Origin of the sequence: Mycolicibacterium nivoides (genome assembly GCF_003855255.1) — a bacterium.
Classification (GTDB): Bacteria; Actinomycetota; Actinomycetes; order Mycobacteriales; family Mycobacteriaceae; genus Mycobacterium; species Mycobacterium nivoides.
The window spans coordinates 6852368-6867509 of sequence record NZ_CP034072.1; the positions used below are offsets into that span (position 1 = coordinate 6852368).

The 15142-nt window shown below is 67.4% G+C and carries 20 protein-coding genes; 13 read left to right on the forward strand and 7 right to left on the reverse strand.

Annotated elements, in window-relative coordinates:
- Positions 1–60: 60 nt before the first annotated feature.
- Genes EH231_RS33425 through EH231_RS33435 form a run of 3 tightly spaced genes read left to right on the forward strand, consistent with a single transcriptional unit; the run spans position 61 to position 3128 of the window.
- Positions 61–1305, forward strand: coding sequence for an MMP alpha-(1->4)-mannosyltransferase (locus tag EH231_RS33425; RefSeq protein ID WP_124714114.1), 1245 nt, complete (start codon positions 61–63; stop codon positions 1303–1305).
- Positions 1299–2036 (forward strand): class I SAM-dependent methyltransferase, encoded by a 738-nt coding sequence (locus EH231_RS33430; RefSeq protein ID WP_090429775.1) that lies wholly within the window; start codon positions 1299–1301, stop codon positions 2034–2036. The genes EH231_RS33425 and EH231_RS33430 overlap by 7 nt, the downstream gene beginning before the upstream one ends.
- A 9-nt stretch (positions 2037–2045) precedes the next feature.
- Entirely contained in the window at positions 2046–3128 is a 1083-nt protein-coding gene (locus tag EH231_RS33435; protein ID WP_164481125.1) for an MMP endo-(1,4)-3-O-methyl-alpha-D-mannosidase, read from the forward strand.
- Here EH231_RS33435 and EH231_RS33440 read toward each other — a convergent pair.
- Positions 3125–3796 carry a class I SAM-dependent methyltransferase gene (locus EH231_RS33440; protein ID WP_090429777.1) on the reverse strand — a complete coding sequence of 224 codons (672 nt, stop codon included), beginning with the start codon at positions 3794–3796 and terminating at the stop codon, positions 3125–3127. The two genes, EH231_RS33435 and EH231_RS33440, sit on opposite strands and share 4 nt — an antisense overlap.
- 54 nt (positions 3797–3850) lie before the next feature.
- Here EH231_RS33440 and EH231_RS33445 point away from each other — a divergent pair, with 54 nt between their 5' ends.
- Positions 3851–4420: a TetR/AcrR family transcriptional regulator gene (locus EH231_RS33445; protein ID WP_090429779.1), complete on the forward strand. Its 570-nt coding sequence runs from the start codon at positions 3851–3853 to the stop codon at positions 4418–4420.
- Here EH231_RS33445 and EH231_RS33450 read toward each other — a convergent pair.
- Complete coding sequence (locus EH231_RS33450; RefSeq protein ID WP_090429781.1) at positions 4397–5014, reverse strand: TetR/AcrR family transcriptional regulator; 618 nt, start codon at positions 5012–5014, stop codon at positions 4397–4399. The two genes, EH231_RS33445 and EH231_RS33450, sit on opposite strands and share 24 nt — an antisense overlap.
- A gap of 92 nt (positions 5015–5106) precedes the next feature.
- On the opposite strand from EH231_RS33450, the gene EH231_RS33455 reads away from it, so the two are divergent.
- Positions 5107–6468: a cytochrome P450 gene (locus EH231_RS33455; RefSeq protein ID WP_124714115.1), complete on the forward strand. Its 1362-nt coding sequence runs from the start codon at positions 5107–5109 to the stop codon at positions 6466–6468.
- A 6-nt stretch (positions 6469–6474) separates the two neighbouring features.
- Here EH231_RS33455 and msrA read toward each other — a convergent pair whose 3' ends face one another.
- Positions 6475–6990, reverse strand: a complete 516-nt coding sequence (msrA, locus tag EH231_RS33460; protein WP_090429785.1) for a peptide-methionine (S)-S-oxide reductase MsrA — start codon at positions 6988–6990, stop codon at positions 6475–6477.
- Between the two features lie 35 nt (positions 6991–7025).
- On the opposite strand from msrA, the gene EH231_RS33465 reads away from it, so the two are divergent.
- The 4 genes from EH231_RS33465 to EH231_RS33480 all read left to right on the forward strand — a co-directional run bounded on the left by EH231_RS33465 (position 7026) and on the right by EH231_RS33480 (position 9873).
- Positions 7026–7430 carry a hypothetical protein gene (locus EH231_RS33465; RefSeq protein ID WP_241177849.1) on the forward strand — a complete coding sequence of 135 codons (405 nt, stop codon included), beginning with the start codon at positions 7026–7028 and terminating at the stop codon, positions 7428–7430.
- 42 nt (positions 7431–7472) lie between these two features.
- Positions 7473–7979 carry a nuclear transport factor 2 family protein gene (locus tag EH231_RS33470; RefSeq protein WP_090429787.1) on the forward strand — a complete coding sequence of 169 codons (507 nt, stop codon included), beginning with the start codon at positions 7473–7475 and terminating at the stop codon, positions 7977–7979.
- A complete protein-coding gene (locus tag EH231_RS33475) occupies positions 7976–8992 on the forward strand; it encodes an NAD-dependent epimerase/dehydratase family protein (RefSeq protein ID WP_090429789.1) in 1017 nt (338 codons plus the stop codon). The genes EH231_RS33470 and EH231_RS33475 overlap by 4 nt, the downstream gene beginning before the upstream one ends.
- A gap of 62 nt (positions 8993–9054) precedes the next feature.
- On the forward strand, positions 9055–9873 hold the full coding sequence (locus EH231_RS33480; RefSeq protein WP_124714116.1) for a class I SAM-dependent methyltransferase: 819 nt from the start codon (positions 9055–9057) through the stop codon (positions 9871–9873).
- Between the two features lie 63 nt (positions 9874–9936).
- Here the strand turns inward: EH231_RS33480 and EH231_RS33485 are convergent, their stop codons facing one another.
- Together EH231_RS33485 and EH231_RS33490 are read right to left on the reverse strand one after the other, a co-directional pair.
- Positions 9937–10155, reverse strand: a complete 219-nt coding sequence (locus EH231_RS33485; protein ID WP_090429793.1) for a hypothetical protein — start codon at positions 10153–10155, stop codon at positions 9937–9939.
- A 136-nt stretch (positions 10156–10291) separates the two neighbouring features.
- A complete protein-coding gene (locus tag EH231_RS33490) occupies positions 10292–10798 on the reverse strand; it encodes a DUF4262 domain-containing protein (RefSeq protein WP_234927333.1) in 507 nt (168 codons plus the stop codon).
- Positions 10799–10868: 70 nt separating this feature from the next.
- On the opposite strand from EH231_RS33490, the gene EH231_RS33495 reads away from it, so the two are divergent.
- Both EH231_RS33495 and EH231_RS34755 read left to right on the forward strand, forming a co-directional pair.
- Positions 10869–12149, forward strand: a complete 1281-nt coding sequence (locus EH231_RS33495) for an HNH endonuclease signature motif containing protein (RefSeq protein WP_338134349.1) — start codon at positions 10869–10871, stop codon at positions 12147–12149.
- The gene (locus tag EH231_RS34755; RefSeq protein ID WP_338134350.1) at positions 12146–12298 is read left to right on the forward strand and encodes a hypothetical protein; all 153 of its coding nucleotides are present in this window, start codon (positions 12146–12148) and stop codon (positions 12296–12298) included. The genes EH231_RS33495 and EH231_RS34755 overlap by 4 nt, the downstream gene beginning before the upstream one ends.
- Positions 12299–12320: 22 nt before the next feature.
- Here EH231_RS34755 and EH231_RS33500 read toward each other — a convergent pair whose 3' ends face one another.
- Positions 12321–12776, reverse strand: a complete 456-nt coding sequence (locus EH231_RS33500; protein WP_124714117.1) for an SRPBCC family protein — start codon at positions 12774–12776, stop codon at positions 12321–12323.
- A 20-nt stretch (positions 12777–12796) separates the two neighbouring features.
- Positions 12797–13777: an aldo/keto reductase gene (locus EH231_RS33505; protein WP_420891948.1), complete on the reverse strand. Its 981-nt coding sequence runs from the start codon at positions 13775–13777 to the stop codon at positions 12797–12799.
- Between the two features lie 51 nt (positions 13778–13828).
- Here EH231_RS33505 and EH231_RS33510 point away from each other — a divergent pair, with 51 nt between their 5' ends.
- Positions 13829–14188, forward strand: coding sequence for a DUF427 domain-containing protein (locus EH231_RS33510; protein WP_090429797.1), 360 nt, complete (start codon positions 13829–13831; stop codon positions 14186–14188).
- 9 nt (positions 14189–14197) lie between these two features.
- Positions 14198–15097, forward strand: coding sequence for a DNA-3-methyladenine glycosylase family protein (locus tag EH231_RS33515; protein ID WP_124714118.1), 900 nt, complete (start codon positions 14198–14200; stop codon positions 15095–15097).
- Positions 15098–15142 lie beyond the last annotated feature (45 nt).

Sequence of the window (15142 nt, forward strand, 5' to 3'; positions counted from 1 at the left end):
GTCAACGCGTGAGCGTGTATTCCCAGCTCAGCACGATTCCGGCCGTCGGGTGATCTGATTATGCGTATCGCGTTGCTGTCCTATCGGAGCAAGACTCATTGCGGTGGCCAGGGCGTGTACGTGCGCCATCTGAGCCGCGGGCTGGCCGAACTCGGCCACGAGGTCGAGGTGTTCTCCGGCCAGCCCTACCCCGAGGGCCTGGACCCGCGGGTCAAGCTGACCAAGGTCCCCAGCCTGGACCTGTACCGCGAGCCGGACCCGTTCCGCGTGCCCCGGCCCAGCGAGATCCGCGACGGTATCGATGCCCTGGAGCTGGCCACCATGTGGAGCGCCGGGTTCCCTGAGCCGCGGACTTTCATGATGCGTGTCGCCCGGATCCTGGCCGACCGCCGCGACGAGTTCGACGTGGTCCACGACAACCAGAGCCTGGGCTCGGCACTGCTGAAGATCGCCGATAGCGGCCTGCCGGTCGTGGCCACGGTGCACCACCCGATCACCCGCGACCGGGTGGTCGAGATCGCCGCCGCCAAGTGGTGGCGCAAGCCGCTGGTGCGGCGCTGGTACGGGTTCGCCGAGATGCAGAAGAAGGTGGCCCGCAAGATCCCCGAGTTGCTCACGGTCTCGTCGTCCTCGGCCGCCGACATCGCCGAGGACTTCGGGGTGGCGCCGAGCCAGCTGCACATCGTGCCGCTGGGGGTGGACACCGAACTGTTCAAGCCGGCCGAGCACCGCGTGAACGGACGCATCATCGCGATCGCCAGCGCCGACGTGCCGCTCAAGGGTGTGAGCAACCTGCTGCATGCGGTGGCCCGGCTGCGGGTGGAGCGCGACCTCGACGTGCAGTTGGTGTCCAAGCTCGAGCCGAACGGGCCGACCGAGAAACTCATCGCCGAACTCGGCATTTCCGACATCGTGCACAGCTCCAGCGGGCTGACCGATGAGGAGCTCGCCGCGCTGCTGGCCTCGGCCGAGGTGGCCTGCATCCCGTCGCTCTACGAGGGCTTCTCGCTGCCCGCCGTGGAGGCCATGGCCAGCGGCACCCCGATCGTGGCGAGCCGCACGGGTGCTCTGCCAGAGGTGGTCGGGGACGACGGGTCCTGCGCCCGCCTGGTACGCCCGGCCGACGTCGACGAGCTGACCGCCGTCCTCGGCGAACTGCTCGACTCGCCGCTGGAGCGCCGCAAGCTCGGCGCGGCCGGCCGGCAGCGGGCGCTCGATGTCTTCAGTTGGGAATCGGTTGCCGCACAGACGGTATCGGTGTACGAGATGGCCCGTGAGAGGACCAGGAAGGTGGCGCAATGCTGACCGTCGATTTCGACCGTCTCGGTGTCGGACCGGGCACCACGGTGATCGACGTCGGCTGCGGCGCGGGCCGGCACACCTTCGAGGCCTACCGGCGGGGAGCGAACGTCATCGGTTTCGACCAGAGTGCGTCCGACCTCAACGACGTCGACACGATGCTGCAGGCCATGCGGGAAGAGGGCGAGGTCCCGCTGTCCGCGAGGGGCGAGGCCGTCAAAGGTGACGCGCTCGACCTCCCGTATCCCGACGCCAGCTTCGACTGCGTCATCGCCTCGGAGATCCTGGAGCACGTCCCGGAGGACGACCGGGCCATTTCCGAGCTGGTGCGTGTTCTCAAACCCGGTGGCTCGCTGGCCATCACGGTGCCGCGCTGGCTTCCGGAGAAGCTCTGTTGGCTGCTGTCGGACGAGTACCACGCCAACGAGGGCGGACACATCCGCATCTACAAAGCCGACGAGCTGCGCGACAAGGTCCTGGCGCACGGGCTCACCCTCACCCATACGCACCACGAGCATGCGCTGCACTCGCCGTACTGGTGGCTCAAATGTCTTGTCGGCACCGAGAAGAACGACCACCCCGCGGTCAAGGCCTACCACCAGCTGCTGGTGTGGGACATGATGGGTCGGCCGTGGCTCACCCGTACGGCCGAGTCGCTGCTGAACCCGGTGATCGGCAAGAGCGTGGCGCTGTACTTCCGCAAGCCCGCATTCCGCGTACCGGAATCCAACGGGTAGGCATCCGCAGTGCTAGTTCCCGAGATTCCCGGCGTACCCGGAGTTTTGACGCCAGACGACTGCCTGCAGACGGCGCGTTCGATTGCCGCTACCCAGGAATCGTCGGGAGCCCTGCCGTGGTTCGACGGCGGCCATACCGACCCGTGGGATCACGTGGAGAACGCCATGGCGCTGACCGTGGCGGGGTTGATCGAACCGGCCCGCGCGGCGTTCGACTGGTGCCGCACGGTGCAGCGCGCCGACGGCTCCTTGCCGATCCAGCTGCGTAACGGCGTCATCGAAGATGCCAACAGCGACAGTAACTTCTGTGCCTACGTGGCCACCGGGGTCTGGCACCACGTGCTGATCACCGGGGACCGGGCCTTCGCCGAGCTGATGTGGCCGGTGGTGACCCGGGCGCTCGACTTCGTGCTGGGCCTGCAGGCCTCCGGCGGCGAGATCTACTGGGCGGCAAGCCCGTCCGGACCGGTTGAGGAGGCGCTGCTGACCGGCTGCGCCAGTGTGTACCACAGCATCCGGTGCGGGCTGGCGCTCGCCGACTACCTCGACGATCCTCAGCCGGAATGGGAAGTCGCCGTCGGCCGTCTCGGCCACGCCATCGCAGCCCATCCAGAGGCGTTCTCCGCCAAGGACACCCATGCGATGGAGTGGTACTACCCGGTGCTCGGCGGCGCCCTGCGCGGGGCGGCGGCCCAAGCGCGGATCGACGACCGGTGGGACGACTTCGTGGTGCCCGGACTTGGCATCCGGTGTGTCGACCACAGGCCCTGGGTCACCGGCGCGGAGACCTGCGAGCTGGTGATGGCCCTGGATGCGATCGGTGACACCCGACGGGCCCACGATCAGTTCGCTGCCATGCAGCACCTGCGCGAGGACGACGGTTCCTATTGGACCGGACTGGTTTTCGCAGACGGCAAACGCTGGCCTGAGGAACGCACCACCTGGACTGGCGCCGCCATGGTCCTGGCCGCCGACGCGCTGTCGCAGACCACCGCGGCCAGCGGCATCTTCCGCGGTGTTGGATTACCGCGCGGCCTGGAGGGCGAGTACGACTGCGAGTGTGTGGCGGGCAGGAAAGCCGGCGACCGCTAGTCGAGCTGTCCCGGCTCGCCGGAGGTCCGCTCCAGCACCCGCATCGAACCCATCACGGCCACCTCGTTGAAGGCGCCCGTCGCCAGGGCGCGCTGGTAGATGTGGAACGGCGCCTGGCCGCCGTCATTGGGATCGGGGAACACGTCGTGGATGATCAGCGCACCGCCCACCTCGACCCAGCGGGCCCAGCCGCCGAAGTCCCGCTGCGCGGCCTCCTCCGTGTGGCCACCGTCGATGAACAACAGCCGCAACGGGGTTCGCCATCCGCGGGCCACCACGGGTGAACGGCCGACCACGGCCACCACGTGCTCGTCCAGGCCCGCGGCGTCCAGGGTATGGCGCATCGTGGGCAACGTGTCGAACAGTCCGGTCACCGGATCGACCATGGTGGTGTCGTGGTACTCCCAGCCGGCCTGATGCTCCTCCGAGCCGTGGTGGTGGTCGACGGTGTACAGCACTGAATCCGTCTCCTGCGCGGCCGCGCCCAGCATCACCGTCGACTTACCGCAGTAGGTGCCGATCTCGACCCCTACCCCGCCGCTCAGGTAGCGCACGCCGGCGTCGTAGAGCGCGCGGCCCTCATCGGCGGGCATGAAGCCGGTGACCTGCTCGGCGAGGGTGAACAGGCGCTCGGCGCGGGGCGGCAGGGCGGTGTCAGCGGTGCTCATGGATGCACAACCTACCGTTGCTGGCCGATGGTTGTTGTAGTAGCGTCCGGACACGTGTCTGATGCGGCCCTGGAGTCGACGCGCCGCCGTCTGAGTGCCCGGCAGGCCGACACCGTGGAACGTCTGGGTAGGGCCGCGGTGGAGCTGATCATCAGGGACGGCTTCGCCGGGCTGACCGTGCGCCGCGTGGCCGCCGAGGCCGGGGTCGGGGCAGCGACCGCCTACACCTACTTCTCATCGAAGGAACACCTTGTCGCCGAGGTGTTCTGGCGCAGACTCTCTGCCGCTCCGCTGGCCGCACACGAGTCGGCCGACCCGGCCACCCGGGTGGTCGAGGTGCTGCAGCACATCGCGTCGCTGGTGGCCGACGAACCCGAGTTCGCCGGTGCGGTGACCAACGCCCTGCTGGGCAAGGATCCCGATGTGGACGCGCTGCGGCAGCGCATCGGCGCCGACATCCGGGGCAGGCTGGTCGCCGCGCTCGGACCGGATGTGGACATGGACGTGATCGAAGCGCTGGAGTTGCTCTATACCGGCACCCTGGTGTGGGCCGGGATGGGCTATGAGACCTACGCCGGCATCTCGCGCCGGCTGGAGAAATCAGCGCGGTTGTTGCTCAGCTGAATTCGCTGTCATGATCGCCGTCGACGCGGCAACCGCGGGTCCGTAGATGTCGTGGATGTCGCCACCGTCCTCGACGATCAGCGCGGTCAATTCCCGTAGCCCGCCCAGCAGGATGATGGCCATCGGTTCGGTGAGCCGGGGCAGGCCGGCCCGCCCGAAGCCGGCGCTGCCGCTGAGTTCGATCAGCAGATCGGTCAGTTCCCGCAGGGCCGCACGCTGCAGCGGACGGGCCCTGCTGCCCAGCGCGGGAAGTTCGCGGATCCAGCTCAGCGTGATCGCCGGGGCGGACGCGATGTGATCGACGTAGGCGCCGACCGCCTGCCCGATCTGATCCGTCCAGGCGGCCTCGGGATCGACGGCGGCCTGGATGCCGTCGACCAGTGCCGAGTTGTTGGCGCGCAACAGTTCGAGGAAACCGTCCTCTTTGGTGCCGAACTGGTCGTAGAACGTGCGCTTGGAGGTGCGGGCGTGGCGGACGATGTCGGCCACCGTGGTGTCGCGGTAGCCCTTGTCGTTGATCGCCGCCGCGAGTCCGTCGAGCAACCGCAGCCGGTAGGTGTCAGCGGGAGATTCGGCATGGCTGAGTGCGGTCATAGTGGCTGACCCCCTTGCGCTGCCTGGTACCTGGGAGTACCGTACCTCATAACGATTGGTACTGGGCGGTACCAGGACTGGCGGGAGATGGTATGACCGAGCTTGCAGCTGCTGAGAAGACCACCGAGAACCCCACCGAGAGCGCCGCGCCGGGCCGGACTCCGCCGCCCGCGCGGGTTCCGAAGCCGCTGCAGGCCATCGGCTTCGCCCTCGCCAGGCGCTGGGTGGTCAAGCAGATCGCCAGCCGTCAGGGCGACGTGTTCAGCCTCAAGCTCCCGATCTTCGGCCCCACCGTGATGATTGCCGATGCCCAGCTGGCCAAGCAGCTCTTCACGGCCAACACCGAAGACGTCGGCAACATCCAGCCCAACCTGAGCCGCATCCTCGGATCCGGATCGGTGTTCGCCCTCGACGGCACCGATCACCGTCGCCGTCGCAAGCTGCTCACCCCGCCGTTCCACGGCAAGAGCATCAAGAACTACGAGCAGATCTTCGAAGAGGAGACCCTGCGGGAAACGGCGAACTGGCCGCAGGGGCAGGAGTTCGAGACGCTCGAGCCGATGATGCGGATCACCCTCAACGCGATCCTGCGTGCGGTGTTCGGCGCCGACGGTGAACAGCTCGACGAGTTGCGCCGCATCATCCCGCCCTGGGTCACCCTGGGCTCCAGGCTCGTGGTGGTCCCGACCCCTAGCCGGACGTTCGGCCGGTTCAGCCCGTGGGGCCGGCTCGCCTCGTACCGTCGACGCTACGACACCGTCATCGACCGGCTGATCGACCGGGTCGAAGCCGACCCCGACTTCGACAAGCGCGACGACATCCTGGCGCTGCTGTTGCGCAGCACGTACGAGGACGGATCGGCCATGTCCCGCAAGGACATCGGCGACGAGCTGTTGACCCTGCTGGCCGCCGGGCACGAGACCACCGCCTCGACCCTGGGCTGGGCCTTCGAGCGGATCAGCCGTCATCCGCAGGTGCTGTCCGGACTGGTGGCCGAGGCCGCCACCGATGGCAACGAATACCGTCAGGCCACCATCCTGGAGGTGCAGCGCAACCGCACCGTCATCGACTTTGCCGGCCGTCACGTCTACGCACCGTCAATCCGGCTGGGCGAGTGGGAGATTCCGCGTGGGCACTCGATCATCGTGGCCATCTCCCAGATCCAGGAAGCCGAAAAGGAGTTCGCCGATCCGGACCGGTTCGACCCGCAGCGATTCGTCGGCAGCCGGCCCGGGCTGGGCTGGCTCCCGTACGGCGGCGGCACCCGGCGCTGTGTCGGGGCGGTGTTCGCCAACGTAGAGATGGATGTGGTGCTGCGAACGGTGCTGCGCCACTTCGTCATCGAGACCACCACCGCACCGGGAGAAAAGGTGCACTCCCGCGGCGTGGCCTACACCCCCGCGGCGGGCGGGCGCATCGTCGTACGTCGCCGCGCCACGCCGCTGGGGGCCTGACCCGCTCTACTGGCTCGCGGTCTGCCGCTTGGGCAGCTTCCATCCCGCGCGCGGGAAGTGGCAGGTGTACCCGTTCGGGTAATGCACCAGGTAGTCCTGGTGCTCGGGCTCGGCCTCCCAGAAGTCGCTGGCCGGGGTCACCTCGGTGACCACCTTGCCCGGCCACAGTCCCGACGCGTCCACATCGGCGATGGTGTCCAGCGCGACGCGCTTCTGCTCGTCATCGAGGTAGAAGATCGCCGACCGGTAGCTGCTGCCGACGTCATTGCCCTGCCGGTCCTTGGTGGAGGGATCGTGGATCTGGAAGAAGAACTCCAATAGCGCCCGGTAACTGGTGCGAATCGGATCGAATTCGATCTCGACGGCCTCGGCGTGGCCCGGATGATTGCGGTACGTCGGATGGTCGTTGCGGCCGCCCGTGTAGCCGACCCGGGTGGAGACCACGCCGGGCTGCTTGCGGATGAGGTCCTGCATGCCCCAGAAGCAGCCGCCCGCGAGGATCGCTGTCGAATAGTTGCCCATGTGCCCCATTGTGCTCCGTGATTACCGTGGTGGTCATGCGTGTAGTTGCAACCTCGGCGGCTGCCGGTTTACTCCTGCTGGCCGGATGCCCCACCGCGGCGGCCGAGCCGAACCCGGTCGCGGTGCCCGAGGTGCCGCCTGATCCCGGCCGGACGCTGTTCACCGACAACCCCGCGATCGTCGACCCTCACATGACCACGATCGAATCCTTCAGCCGCGACGGGGACGGCCTGCTGGTCAACTTCACCGCGGGTACCCCGGATTGCTTCGGAGTGCACCTGGTCACGCAGGAGACCGCCGACGCGGTGACGATCGAGCTTCGCGGAGGAACGCCACCGGAGTCCGTCGGCCGCATGTGTATCGCGCTCGCGGTGCACGGCAGTGCCGAGGCGGCCCTGCAGGCCCCGCTGGGTTCCCGGCAGGTGCTGGCGGTGCCGTGACGGGCCTCGACAAAGGCTGGTAGAACGTGTTCTAGTTTTGGGGTGACGAGCAGCCCCTTCAGCCGCGAGGAACTCGCCGCTGCCTTCGAAACGTTCGAGCAGACCGTCGACCGGGCCGCGCAGACCAAGAACTGGGATGTGTGGGCCGACCACTACACCGTCGACGTCGACTACATCGAGCACGCCGTGGGCACCATGAAGGGACGCGAGCAGGTGCGGCCGTGGATCTGGAAGACCATGACCACCTTCCCCGGCAGCTACATGACGTCGTTCCCGTCGCTGTGGTCGGTGATCGACGAGCCGACCGGCCGCATCATCTGCGAGCTGGACAACCCCATGCGCGACCCGGGTGACGGCACCATCATCAGCGCCACCAACATCTCGATCCTGACCTACGCCGGTGACGGCCTGTGGTCACGTCAGGAAGACGTCTACAACCCCCTCAGATTTGTTTCCGCGGCCCGTAAATGGTGCCGCAAGGCCGCTGAACTCGGGACGCTGACCGAGGAGGCCGACCAATGGTGGAAGCAGTTCGGGGGCGGCAAGTGAGCGCCAAGCTGGTCATCGGGGCCAACGGATTTCTCGGCTCTCATGTGTTGCGGCAGCTGGTCGCTGCAGACGACGGGTCGGAGATCCGGGCCATGGTGCGGCCGAATGCCAACACCATCGGGATCGACGATCTCGACGTCAAACGGGTACTCGGGGATGTCTTCGACACCGATGCCCTGCGCGAGGCGATGACCGGCTGCGACGTCGTCTACCACTGCGTCGTCGATGCCCGTGGCTGGTTGCGCGACCCGGCGCCGCTGTTCCGTACCAACGTCGAGGGCACCCGCAACGTGCTCGACGTGGCCGCCGGGTTCCCCGAATTGCGAAAGTTCGTCTACACCAGCAGTTACGTCACCGTCGGCCGCAAGCGCGGAAAGCGCTCGACCGAAGCCGACGTCGTCGACGTGCAGGGGGTGACGCCCTACGTGCGGTCGCGGGTGCAGGCTGAAGATCTGGTGTTGCGGTACGCGCGGGAGCGTGGTGTGCCCGCCGTCGCGATGTGCGTGTCGACCACCTACGGCAGCGGCGACTGGGGCCGGACCCCGCACGGTGCGATCATCGCCGGTGCCGCGTTCGGCAAGCTGCCGTTCGTCATGAGCGGGATCGACCTGGAAGCCGTCGGAATCGACGATGCGGCCAAGGCCATGATCCTGGCCGCCGACCGGGGCACCCCGGGCGAACGCTATCTGATCTCGGAGAAGATGATCAGCAACGCCGAGGTGGCACGCCTGGCCGCCGAGGCCGCCGGCGTCGCGCCTCCGCAGCGGTCGATTCCGCTGCCGGTGTCCTATGTGCTGGCCGCGGCGGGCACCATCAAGGGCAAGCTGCGTGGCACCGATGAGCGTCTGTCACTGGAGTCCCTGCGACTCATGCGGGCTGAAGCCGAGCTCGATCACTCCAAGGCTGTGCGTGAACTCGGTTGGCAGCCAAGGCCTGTCGAGGAATCGATCGCCGAAGCGGCGAAGTTCTGGGTGGGCCTGCGCGCCGCCAAACGCGCGCAGAAGAGCGGCTGAACACCACGCCGACGGGTGTTAAGCCACTGGGCGGCAAGCGTATTGCGGCCTAACCTGGCGATATGACCGACAAGCTGAAAGTCGACCTGTCCGGGGCTCCGCAGACCATGTTGGCGACGTTCTACGCCAAGGCGCTCGACGCCGGGATGCCCAACCCGATCCTCGGTGACCAGATGGCGAAAGAGATCGCCGACCGCATCGACTATGACTGGAGCCGTACTTCGATCACCGAGGCGACGTCACCATCGGTGACCACCCGCAGCGCGCACTTCGACCGGTGGACCCGCCAGTTCCTCGCCGTGCACCCCGAGGCCGTCGTGCTGCATCTGGGCTGCGGATTGGATGGTCGCTTCTTTCGGCTGCAGCCGGGCCCCGGTGTCGAGTGGTACGACATCGACTACCCTGACGTCGCGCACCTGCGCGAACAGCTCTACCCGTCGGCCGAGCACTATCACGTGGTGGCCGCCTCGGTGACCGACCCGGCCTGGCTGCGTGACGTCCCCGCCGACCGGCCGACCCTGATGATCGGTGAAGGACTCACCATGTACCTCACCGAACACGACGGTGTCGCGCTGCTGCGCCGCATCGTCGACGGATTTCCTTCCGGGGAACTGCAATTCGATGCGTTCAACACCCTCGGTATCAAATCGCAGTGGAGTAACACCGTGGTGCGCCGGTCCGGCGCCAAACTTCACTGGGCCATCAACAAGCCCGAGGACATCCTGCGTGCGGTACCGGGCACCAGGCTGTTGGCCTGGGTATCGCCCTTCGCTGACAACGTGTTCAATACGCTGCCCTGGTACTACCGGATGATGCTGGCCATCATGAAGCCTGTGCCCGTGCTGCGGTACATGGCGCAATATCACCGCTACGCGTTCTGAGCGTCGCCGAAAAGCGAAGAGGAGCAACCCATCTCTGGGCTGCCCCTCTGTCGTCTGCGGGTGTCAGCGGCCGCTGTGGCGAACGGTGTTGTCCACCTTGGGAACCATCGGCTTCGGGTGCAGCTGGTCAAGCCAGTCCAAGTGGTCCACACCTGCCGAGATGGTGACGCTGCTGGGGGCTGCGACGTGAGCGGGCTCGGCGGCCAGGGCCGGTGCGGCCAGCCCCAGAACGGCTGCACCCAGTCCGCTGGCGGCGACGATGGCGAATCCGAACTTCTTCATTTTCCTGCTTCTCTCTGTTTCTTCCGGCTGTTGTTTCTGGTGCTGTCCGTGCCGGTTATGCCTGTGTAAACCGAGGGCTCGGAGCATCAATTTCCGATGGCAGAAATTGATCGCCTCATGGCAGAAAGAAGCATGTTCAAGCGGTTTCGTGCGGCACCCGTATGCCGAGAACGGGTTGGCGGGGACCGCCCCGATTGAACTCGGAACACCAGGGTGAGTGGCCGTGCCGGTCATGCCACACGACCTGCAGCGCGCGGATGTCGTAACCGCACAACTCCACTGCGAAGCTGAGATGGGCGGTGGGCTCGCTGACTTCGACGAACTCGGCGAACCAGTCATCGGGCAGCGTGATGGTGTCGCCGGGGGCGGGTTCGGTCTCGTTCACCATGTATTCCGCCACTGTGTTGAGCAGCTTCAACGTCATCAGCGGCTCCAGCCCGGTGATCAGCAACTCGGGTAGCCCGGCCTCGCTGAGCCCGATGGTGTAGCCGAACGGCCTGCGGTCGTGCTCGACGTATTGCACGGCCCAGCCCCGCTTGAAGGTCTTCTCCCGCAGGCACTCGAGATAGTCCTGTCTGGTTGCCTCGGGGTGATCGCAGATCCAGCACATCAGGCGCCCCTTTCGTTGGTGCTTGGCCGTCACATTCCTCCCGGGGTACGACATGTCCGGCAGGGCCCAGCGGTTGTCGGTGGGCTTGATTAAGCTAGAACGTATGTTCGACAGTGATTCCGATGCGGCATTGATCGACAGGATCAGTGCCGCGGCGCGGGTGGAGTCGGTGGCGATCGCGGCCCGGTTGGCCGCGATCGGGGCGTTGGACACCCTGCGCGACATCGAGTTGGCCGAGTCCATTTTCTGGCGGACCGATCCGTTCGAGGAGGTCGCCGCCGAAGTGTCAGCGGCGTTGCGGATCAGCCGGGGCCGTGCCGGCACGCAGGTTCACCGTGCCCGGGTGTTGCGCGACAAGCTGCCGTTGGTGGCGGCACGGTTGGCGGCCGGGGAGATCGATTATCGGGTGGTATGCATGATCATCGCGCGCACCGGCATCGTCGACCCGGACGTGCGGGCCGCTGTGGATGAGGCGCTGGCGCGGCGCGCCCATGCGTGGATGCGGCTGTCGGAGCCGAAACTGCGGGATCGGGTGGATCAGTGGATCGCCAAACTGGATCCGAATGGGGTGCGGGTCCCGCCGAATATCGATGATGAGCGGTTCGTCGAGATCGACCCGAGCAGCCCCGGCATGACCTCGGTGTGGGCCAACATCCATGCCACCGACGGCGCGGCATTGAATCAACGTTTGGATGCCCTGGCGGCGACGGTGTGCCCCAACGATCCGCGCACCCGGCAGCAGCGCCGCGCCGATGCTGTCGGTCCGTTGGCGCGGCTGGAGTCGCAGTTGGCTTGCCTGTGTGGGCTGCCGGATTGCCCCGCGGCCCAGAAACGAGCCGCCGCTAATGCCGCGGTGATTCATGTGCTGGCCGACCAAACCACCCTGGAGGGCGCCACGGATGATCCGGGGTATCTACCCGGGCATGGGATCCTGCCCGCCCAGTCGGTGCGAGACCTGGCCGCCGCGGCCAAACTCAAGCCGTTGCACGTGCCCACCGAGCCGAGCGAACCGGCTGAGCCGGGGTATCGCCCCTCGGTGGCGCTCTCAGAGTTTATCCGCTGGCGTGACCTCACGTGCCGGTTCCCCGGTTGTGACGCGCCTGCGACGGCAACCGACATCGACCACACCGTGCCCTATCCGTGGGGCCCGACCCATCCGTCCAGCACCAAGCTCTACTGCCGGACCCATCATTTGGTGAAGACTTTCTGCGCCGGGTGGTCGGATCGCCAACTACCCGACGGCACAGTGGAAATCACATCCCCCACCGGGCACACCTACACCACCGAACCGCACGGCGCCGGTATGTTCCCGGCCCTGGGAACCCCGACCGGGGAACTGAACCTCCCCGAACCCCGGCCGCGAGCCCGCACCGCGGCGCGATGATGCCCACCCGCCGCCGAACCCGCGAACAAGACCGCAAAGACCGCATCACCGCCGAACGACGCTTACGCGCCGAACTCAACAACGACCTCGAATTCGAACGCCAATACCAAGCCTGGCTGAACACCAGCGCAGAACCACCACCGTTCTGAGCCACCAGATGTAGCCCTCGGCTCAAGCCTCGGCGCGCTCCTTGAGCCGCTGCAGGGTGAGCTGAATGTGCTCGGCGTTGGCGGTGTCGCGGTCGGATACCCCGGTGGCCAGACCCGCGACCTTCTTGAACCAGCCCGCGCGGCGATCCCAGGTGGACTCGGTGACCGTGCAGCCGCCGTCAGAGGCGGCGATGTCGTAGCGCCAGTGCGCGACGGGGAACACGAGGGACTTCACGTCGAAGGCGAAGGTCTTGCCCGGCTCGGCGTCGGTGATCGTGCAGACGGTGCTCCAGGCCTTGGAGCCATTGCGGTTGTGCCCCTTGAAAACCGAACCGGGGCTGGCGGAGGTGCCCTTCTGCCACTCCATCGCGTGGGCCTCCTCGGCGAGCGAGGCCAGCGTGGACAGATCGGTGATGAGTGCGTACACCGCCGCGGGATCGGCAGCGATGGACACGGTGGCTTTCACAGGCTCGGTCATGCGGCGATCGTAGCCCCGGGCTACCGGTCGATCATTCGCATCTGAGCCGCGGTGTGATGGTCGCCTGCGGCAGGCGCGAGGTTGTCGAGCGTGGACAGCTGATCGGCGGTGAGCGTCACGGCGTCGGCGGCGACGTTCTCCTCCAACCGCTCGGCACGTTTGGTTCCGGGGATCGGCACGATGTCGGGGCCGCGCGACAACAGCCAGGCGAGCGCGACCTGCCCCGGCGTCGCGCCCGATGCGTCGGCGATCGCCCGCACCTCGTCGGCGAGGCGCAGATTCGCGGCGAAGTTCTCCCCGGTGAACCGGGGGTTGTCCCGGCGAGTGTCGTCGGCGGCCAGATCGTCGACCGACCGGATCTGCCCGGTGAGGAAACCGCGGCCCAGCGGCGAGTACGCCACGAATCCGATCCCGTTCTCGCGCAACGTGTCCAGAATCCCGTCCTCGGGATCTCGGGTGAACAACGAGTACTCCGATTGCAGTGCGGTGATCGGATGGACCGCGTGGGCGCGCCGGATGGTCTCTACTCCCACCTCGGACAAGCCGATATGGCGCACCTTGCCCTCGCCGATGAGTTCGGCCAGCACCCCGATGGTCTCCTCGATCGGCGTGGACCGGTCCAACCGGTGTTGGTAGTAGAGATCGACGTGATCGGTGCCCAGTCGGCGCAGTGACCCCTCGACCGCGGTACGGATGTTGGCGGGGCTGCTGTCCGCTCCGTCGCGGCCGGTGTGGGAGATCATCCCGAACTTGGTGGCGAGCACGACCTCGTCGCGCCGGCCCTGTAGCGCCCGGCCGACCAGCTCCTCGTTCACGTACGGCCCGTACACCTCGGCGGTGTCGATGAGGGTGACACCCAGGTCAATCGCCCGATGAATGGTGCGGATGGACTCTGCGTCGTCGCGGCCCGCGCTGCCGTACGCGAACGACATGCCCATCGTGCCCAGCCCGATCCGCGCCACCTCAAGATCACCCAGCCGCGCCTTCTGCAAAGTTCCCATCGCCCCAGTCTGCCCGGGAATCGGTGGCCACGCCCCGACGTTGTGCGGCATATGACCGAGCGCCAGGTGCTGCTGCCCAGCGCAGCCCACCCCATCACCATCACCCCGACCGGACGTCGGGTCACCGTCACGATCGGCGGCGCGATCGTCGCGCAGACCGATGGCGCCTTGACCCTGCAAGAGTCGACCTATCCAGCGGTGCAGTACATCCCGCGTGCCGACGTGGTGTTCGAGACGCTGACCCGCAGTGCCAACACCACCTACTGTCCGTACAAGGGTGAGGCGAACTACTACGACGTCGGCGGGGTCGCCGACGTGATCTGGACCTATGAGGACCCATATCCGGCCGTCGCCGAAATCGCCGGTCACCTGGCGTTCTACCCGGAGAAGGCTCAGATCGTCCTGGCCTAATCTGGTGCAGTGCCCTCAACCAGCGTCGTATTCGAGGGTCCGGCCAGCCCGGGCCTGACGTTGGCCCCGTGGCGACGCGGCGGTGGTGATCCCTGCAACCGGGTCGGTGCCGACGGCGCGATCTGGCGCGTCAGCGCGATGAATACCGGTCCGGTCACCGTGCGGATCACCAAATCGGCCCCCGAAACCGTGGACTGCGAGGCGTGGGGCGCCGGCAGCGCGGAGTTCCTCGACGGATTCGCGGCGCTGGTGGGTGCCGATGACGACGCGACCGGCTTCGACCCTGTCGAACCGACGATCGCCGAGGCCCACCGGCGGGTGCCGCATCTGCGTCTCGGTCGCAGCGGCCGGGTCCTGGAGGCCCTGGTGCCCGCGATCATCGAGCAACGGGTCTCGGGCATGGATGCCTGGCGGGCCTGGCGGCGGTTGGTGACGACGTACGGCGCCCCCGCTCCGGGGCCGGCGCCCGCGGGGATGCGGGTGCCGCCCACCGCCGAGGCGTGGCGACGCATCCCATCATGGGAATTCCACCGGGCCAACGTGGATCCGGGTCGGGCCCGCACCATCGTGGGGTGCGCCCAGCGCGCCGACGCCCTCGAACGGCTCACCGCTGAGCGGGCCGTGACGGCGCTGCGGTCGCTGCCCGGCGTCGGCGAATGGACGGCAGCCGAAACCGTGCAACGTGCCTTCGGCGACGCCGACGCACTGTCGGTGGGGGACTACCACCTGGCGACGATGGTGGGACGCACCCTGATCGGCCGGCCGATCGATGACGCGGCCATGGTGGAACTGCTCGAACCGCTGCGCCCACACCGGCAGCGGGCCGTTCGATTGCTGGAAGCCAGCGGGCTGGCCCGTAATCCGCGATTCGGAGCGCGTCAGCCCATTCCGAACCTGCGGGCGCTGTAGCCGGGCTGATTGCGCGCCGCGATTGTCGGGTACCCGGGGACGGAA

Bases quoted from the DNA above. Each gene is read 5' to 3' on its own strand.
- EH231_RS33425 (WP_124714114.1), top strand. From the start codon at position 61: ATGCGTATCGCGTTGCTGTCCTATCGGAGCAAGACTCATTGCGGTGGC.
- EH231_RS33430 (WP_090429775.1), top strand. From the start codon at position 1,299: ATGCTGACCGTCGATTTCGACCGTCTCGGTGTCGGACCGGGCACCACG.
- EH231_RS33440 (WP_090429777.1), bottom strand. From the start codon at position 3,796: ATGAGCACCGCTGACACCGCCCTGCCGCCCCGCGCCGAGCGCCTGTTC.
- EH231_RS33450 (WP_090429781.1), bottom strand. From the start codon at position 5,014: ATGACCGCACTCAGCCATGCCGAATCTCCCGCTGACACCTACCGGCTG.
- EH231_RS33455 (WP_124714115.1), top strand. From the start codon at position 5,107: ATGACCGAGCTTGCAGCTGCTGAGAAGACCACCGAGAACCCCACCGAG.
- msrA (WP_090429785.1), bottom strand. From the start codon at position 6,990: ATGGGCAACTATTCGACAGCGATCCTCGCGGGCGGCTGCTTCTGGGGC.
- EH231_RS33465 (WP_241177849.1), top strand. From the start codon at position 7,026: ATGCGTGTAGTTGCAACCTCGGCGGCTGCCGGTTTACTCCTGCTGGCC.
- EH231_RS33480 (WP_124714116.1), top strand. From the start codon at position 9,055: ATGACCGACAAGCTGAAAGTCGACCTGTCCGGGGCTCCGCAGACCATG.
- EH231_RS33485 (WP_090429793.1), bottom strand. From the start codon at position 10,155: ATGAAGAAGTTCGGATTCGCCATCGTCGCCGCCAGCGGACTGGGTGCA.
- EH231_RS33495 (WP_338134349.1), top strand. From the start codon at position 10,869: ATGTTCGACAGTGATTCCGATGCGGCATTGATCGACAGGATCAGTGCC.
- EH231_RS34755 (WP_338134350.1), top strand. From the start codon at position 12,146: ATGATGCCCACCCGCCGCCGAACCCGCGAACAAGACCGCAAAGACCGC.
- EH231_RS33500 (WP_124714117.1), bottom strand. From the start codon at position 12,776: ATGACCGAGCCTGTGAAAGCCACCGTGTCCATCGCTGCCGATCCCGCG.
- EH231_RS33505 (WP_420891948.1), bottom strand. From the start codon at position 13,777: ATGGGAACTTTGCAGAAGGCGCGGCTGGGTGATCTTGAGGTGGCGCGG.
- EH231_RS33510 (WP_090429797.1), top strand. From the start codon at position 13,829: ATGACCGAGCGCCAGGTGCTGCTGCCCAGCGCAGCCCACCCCATCACC.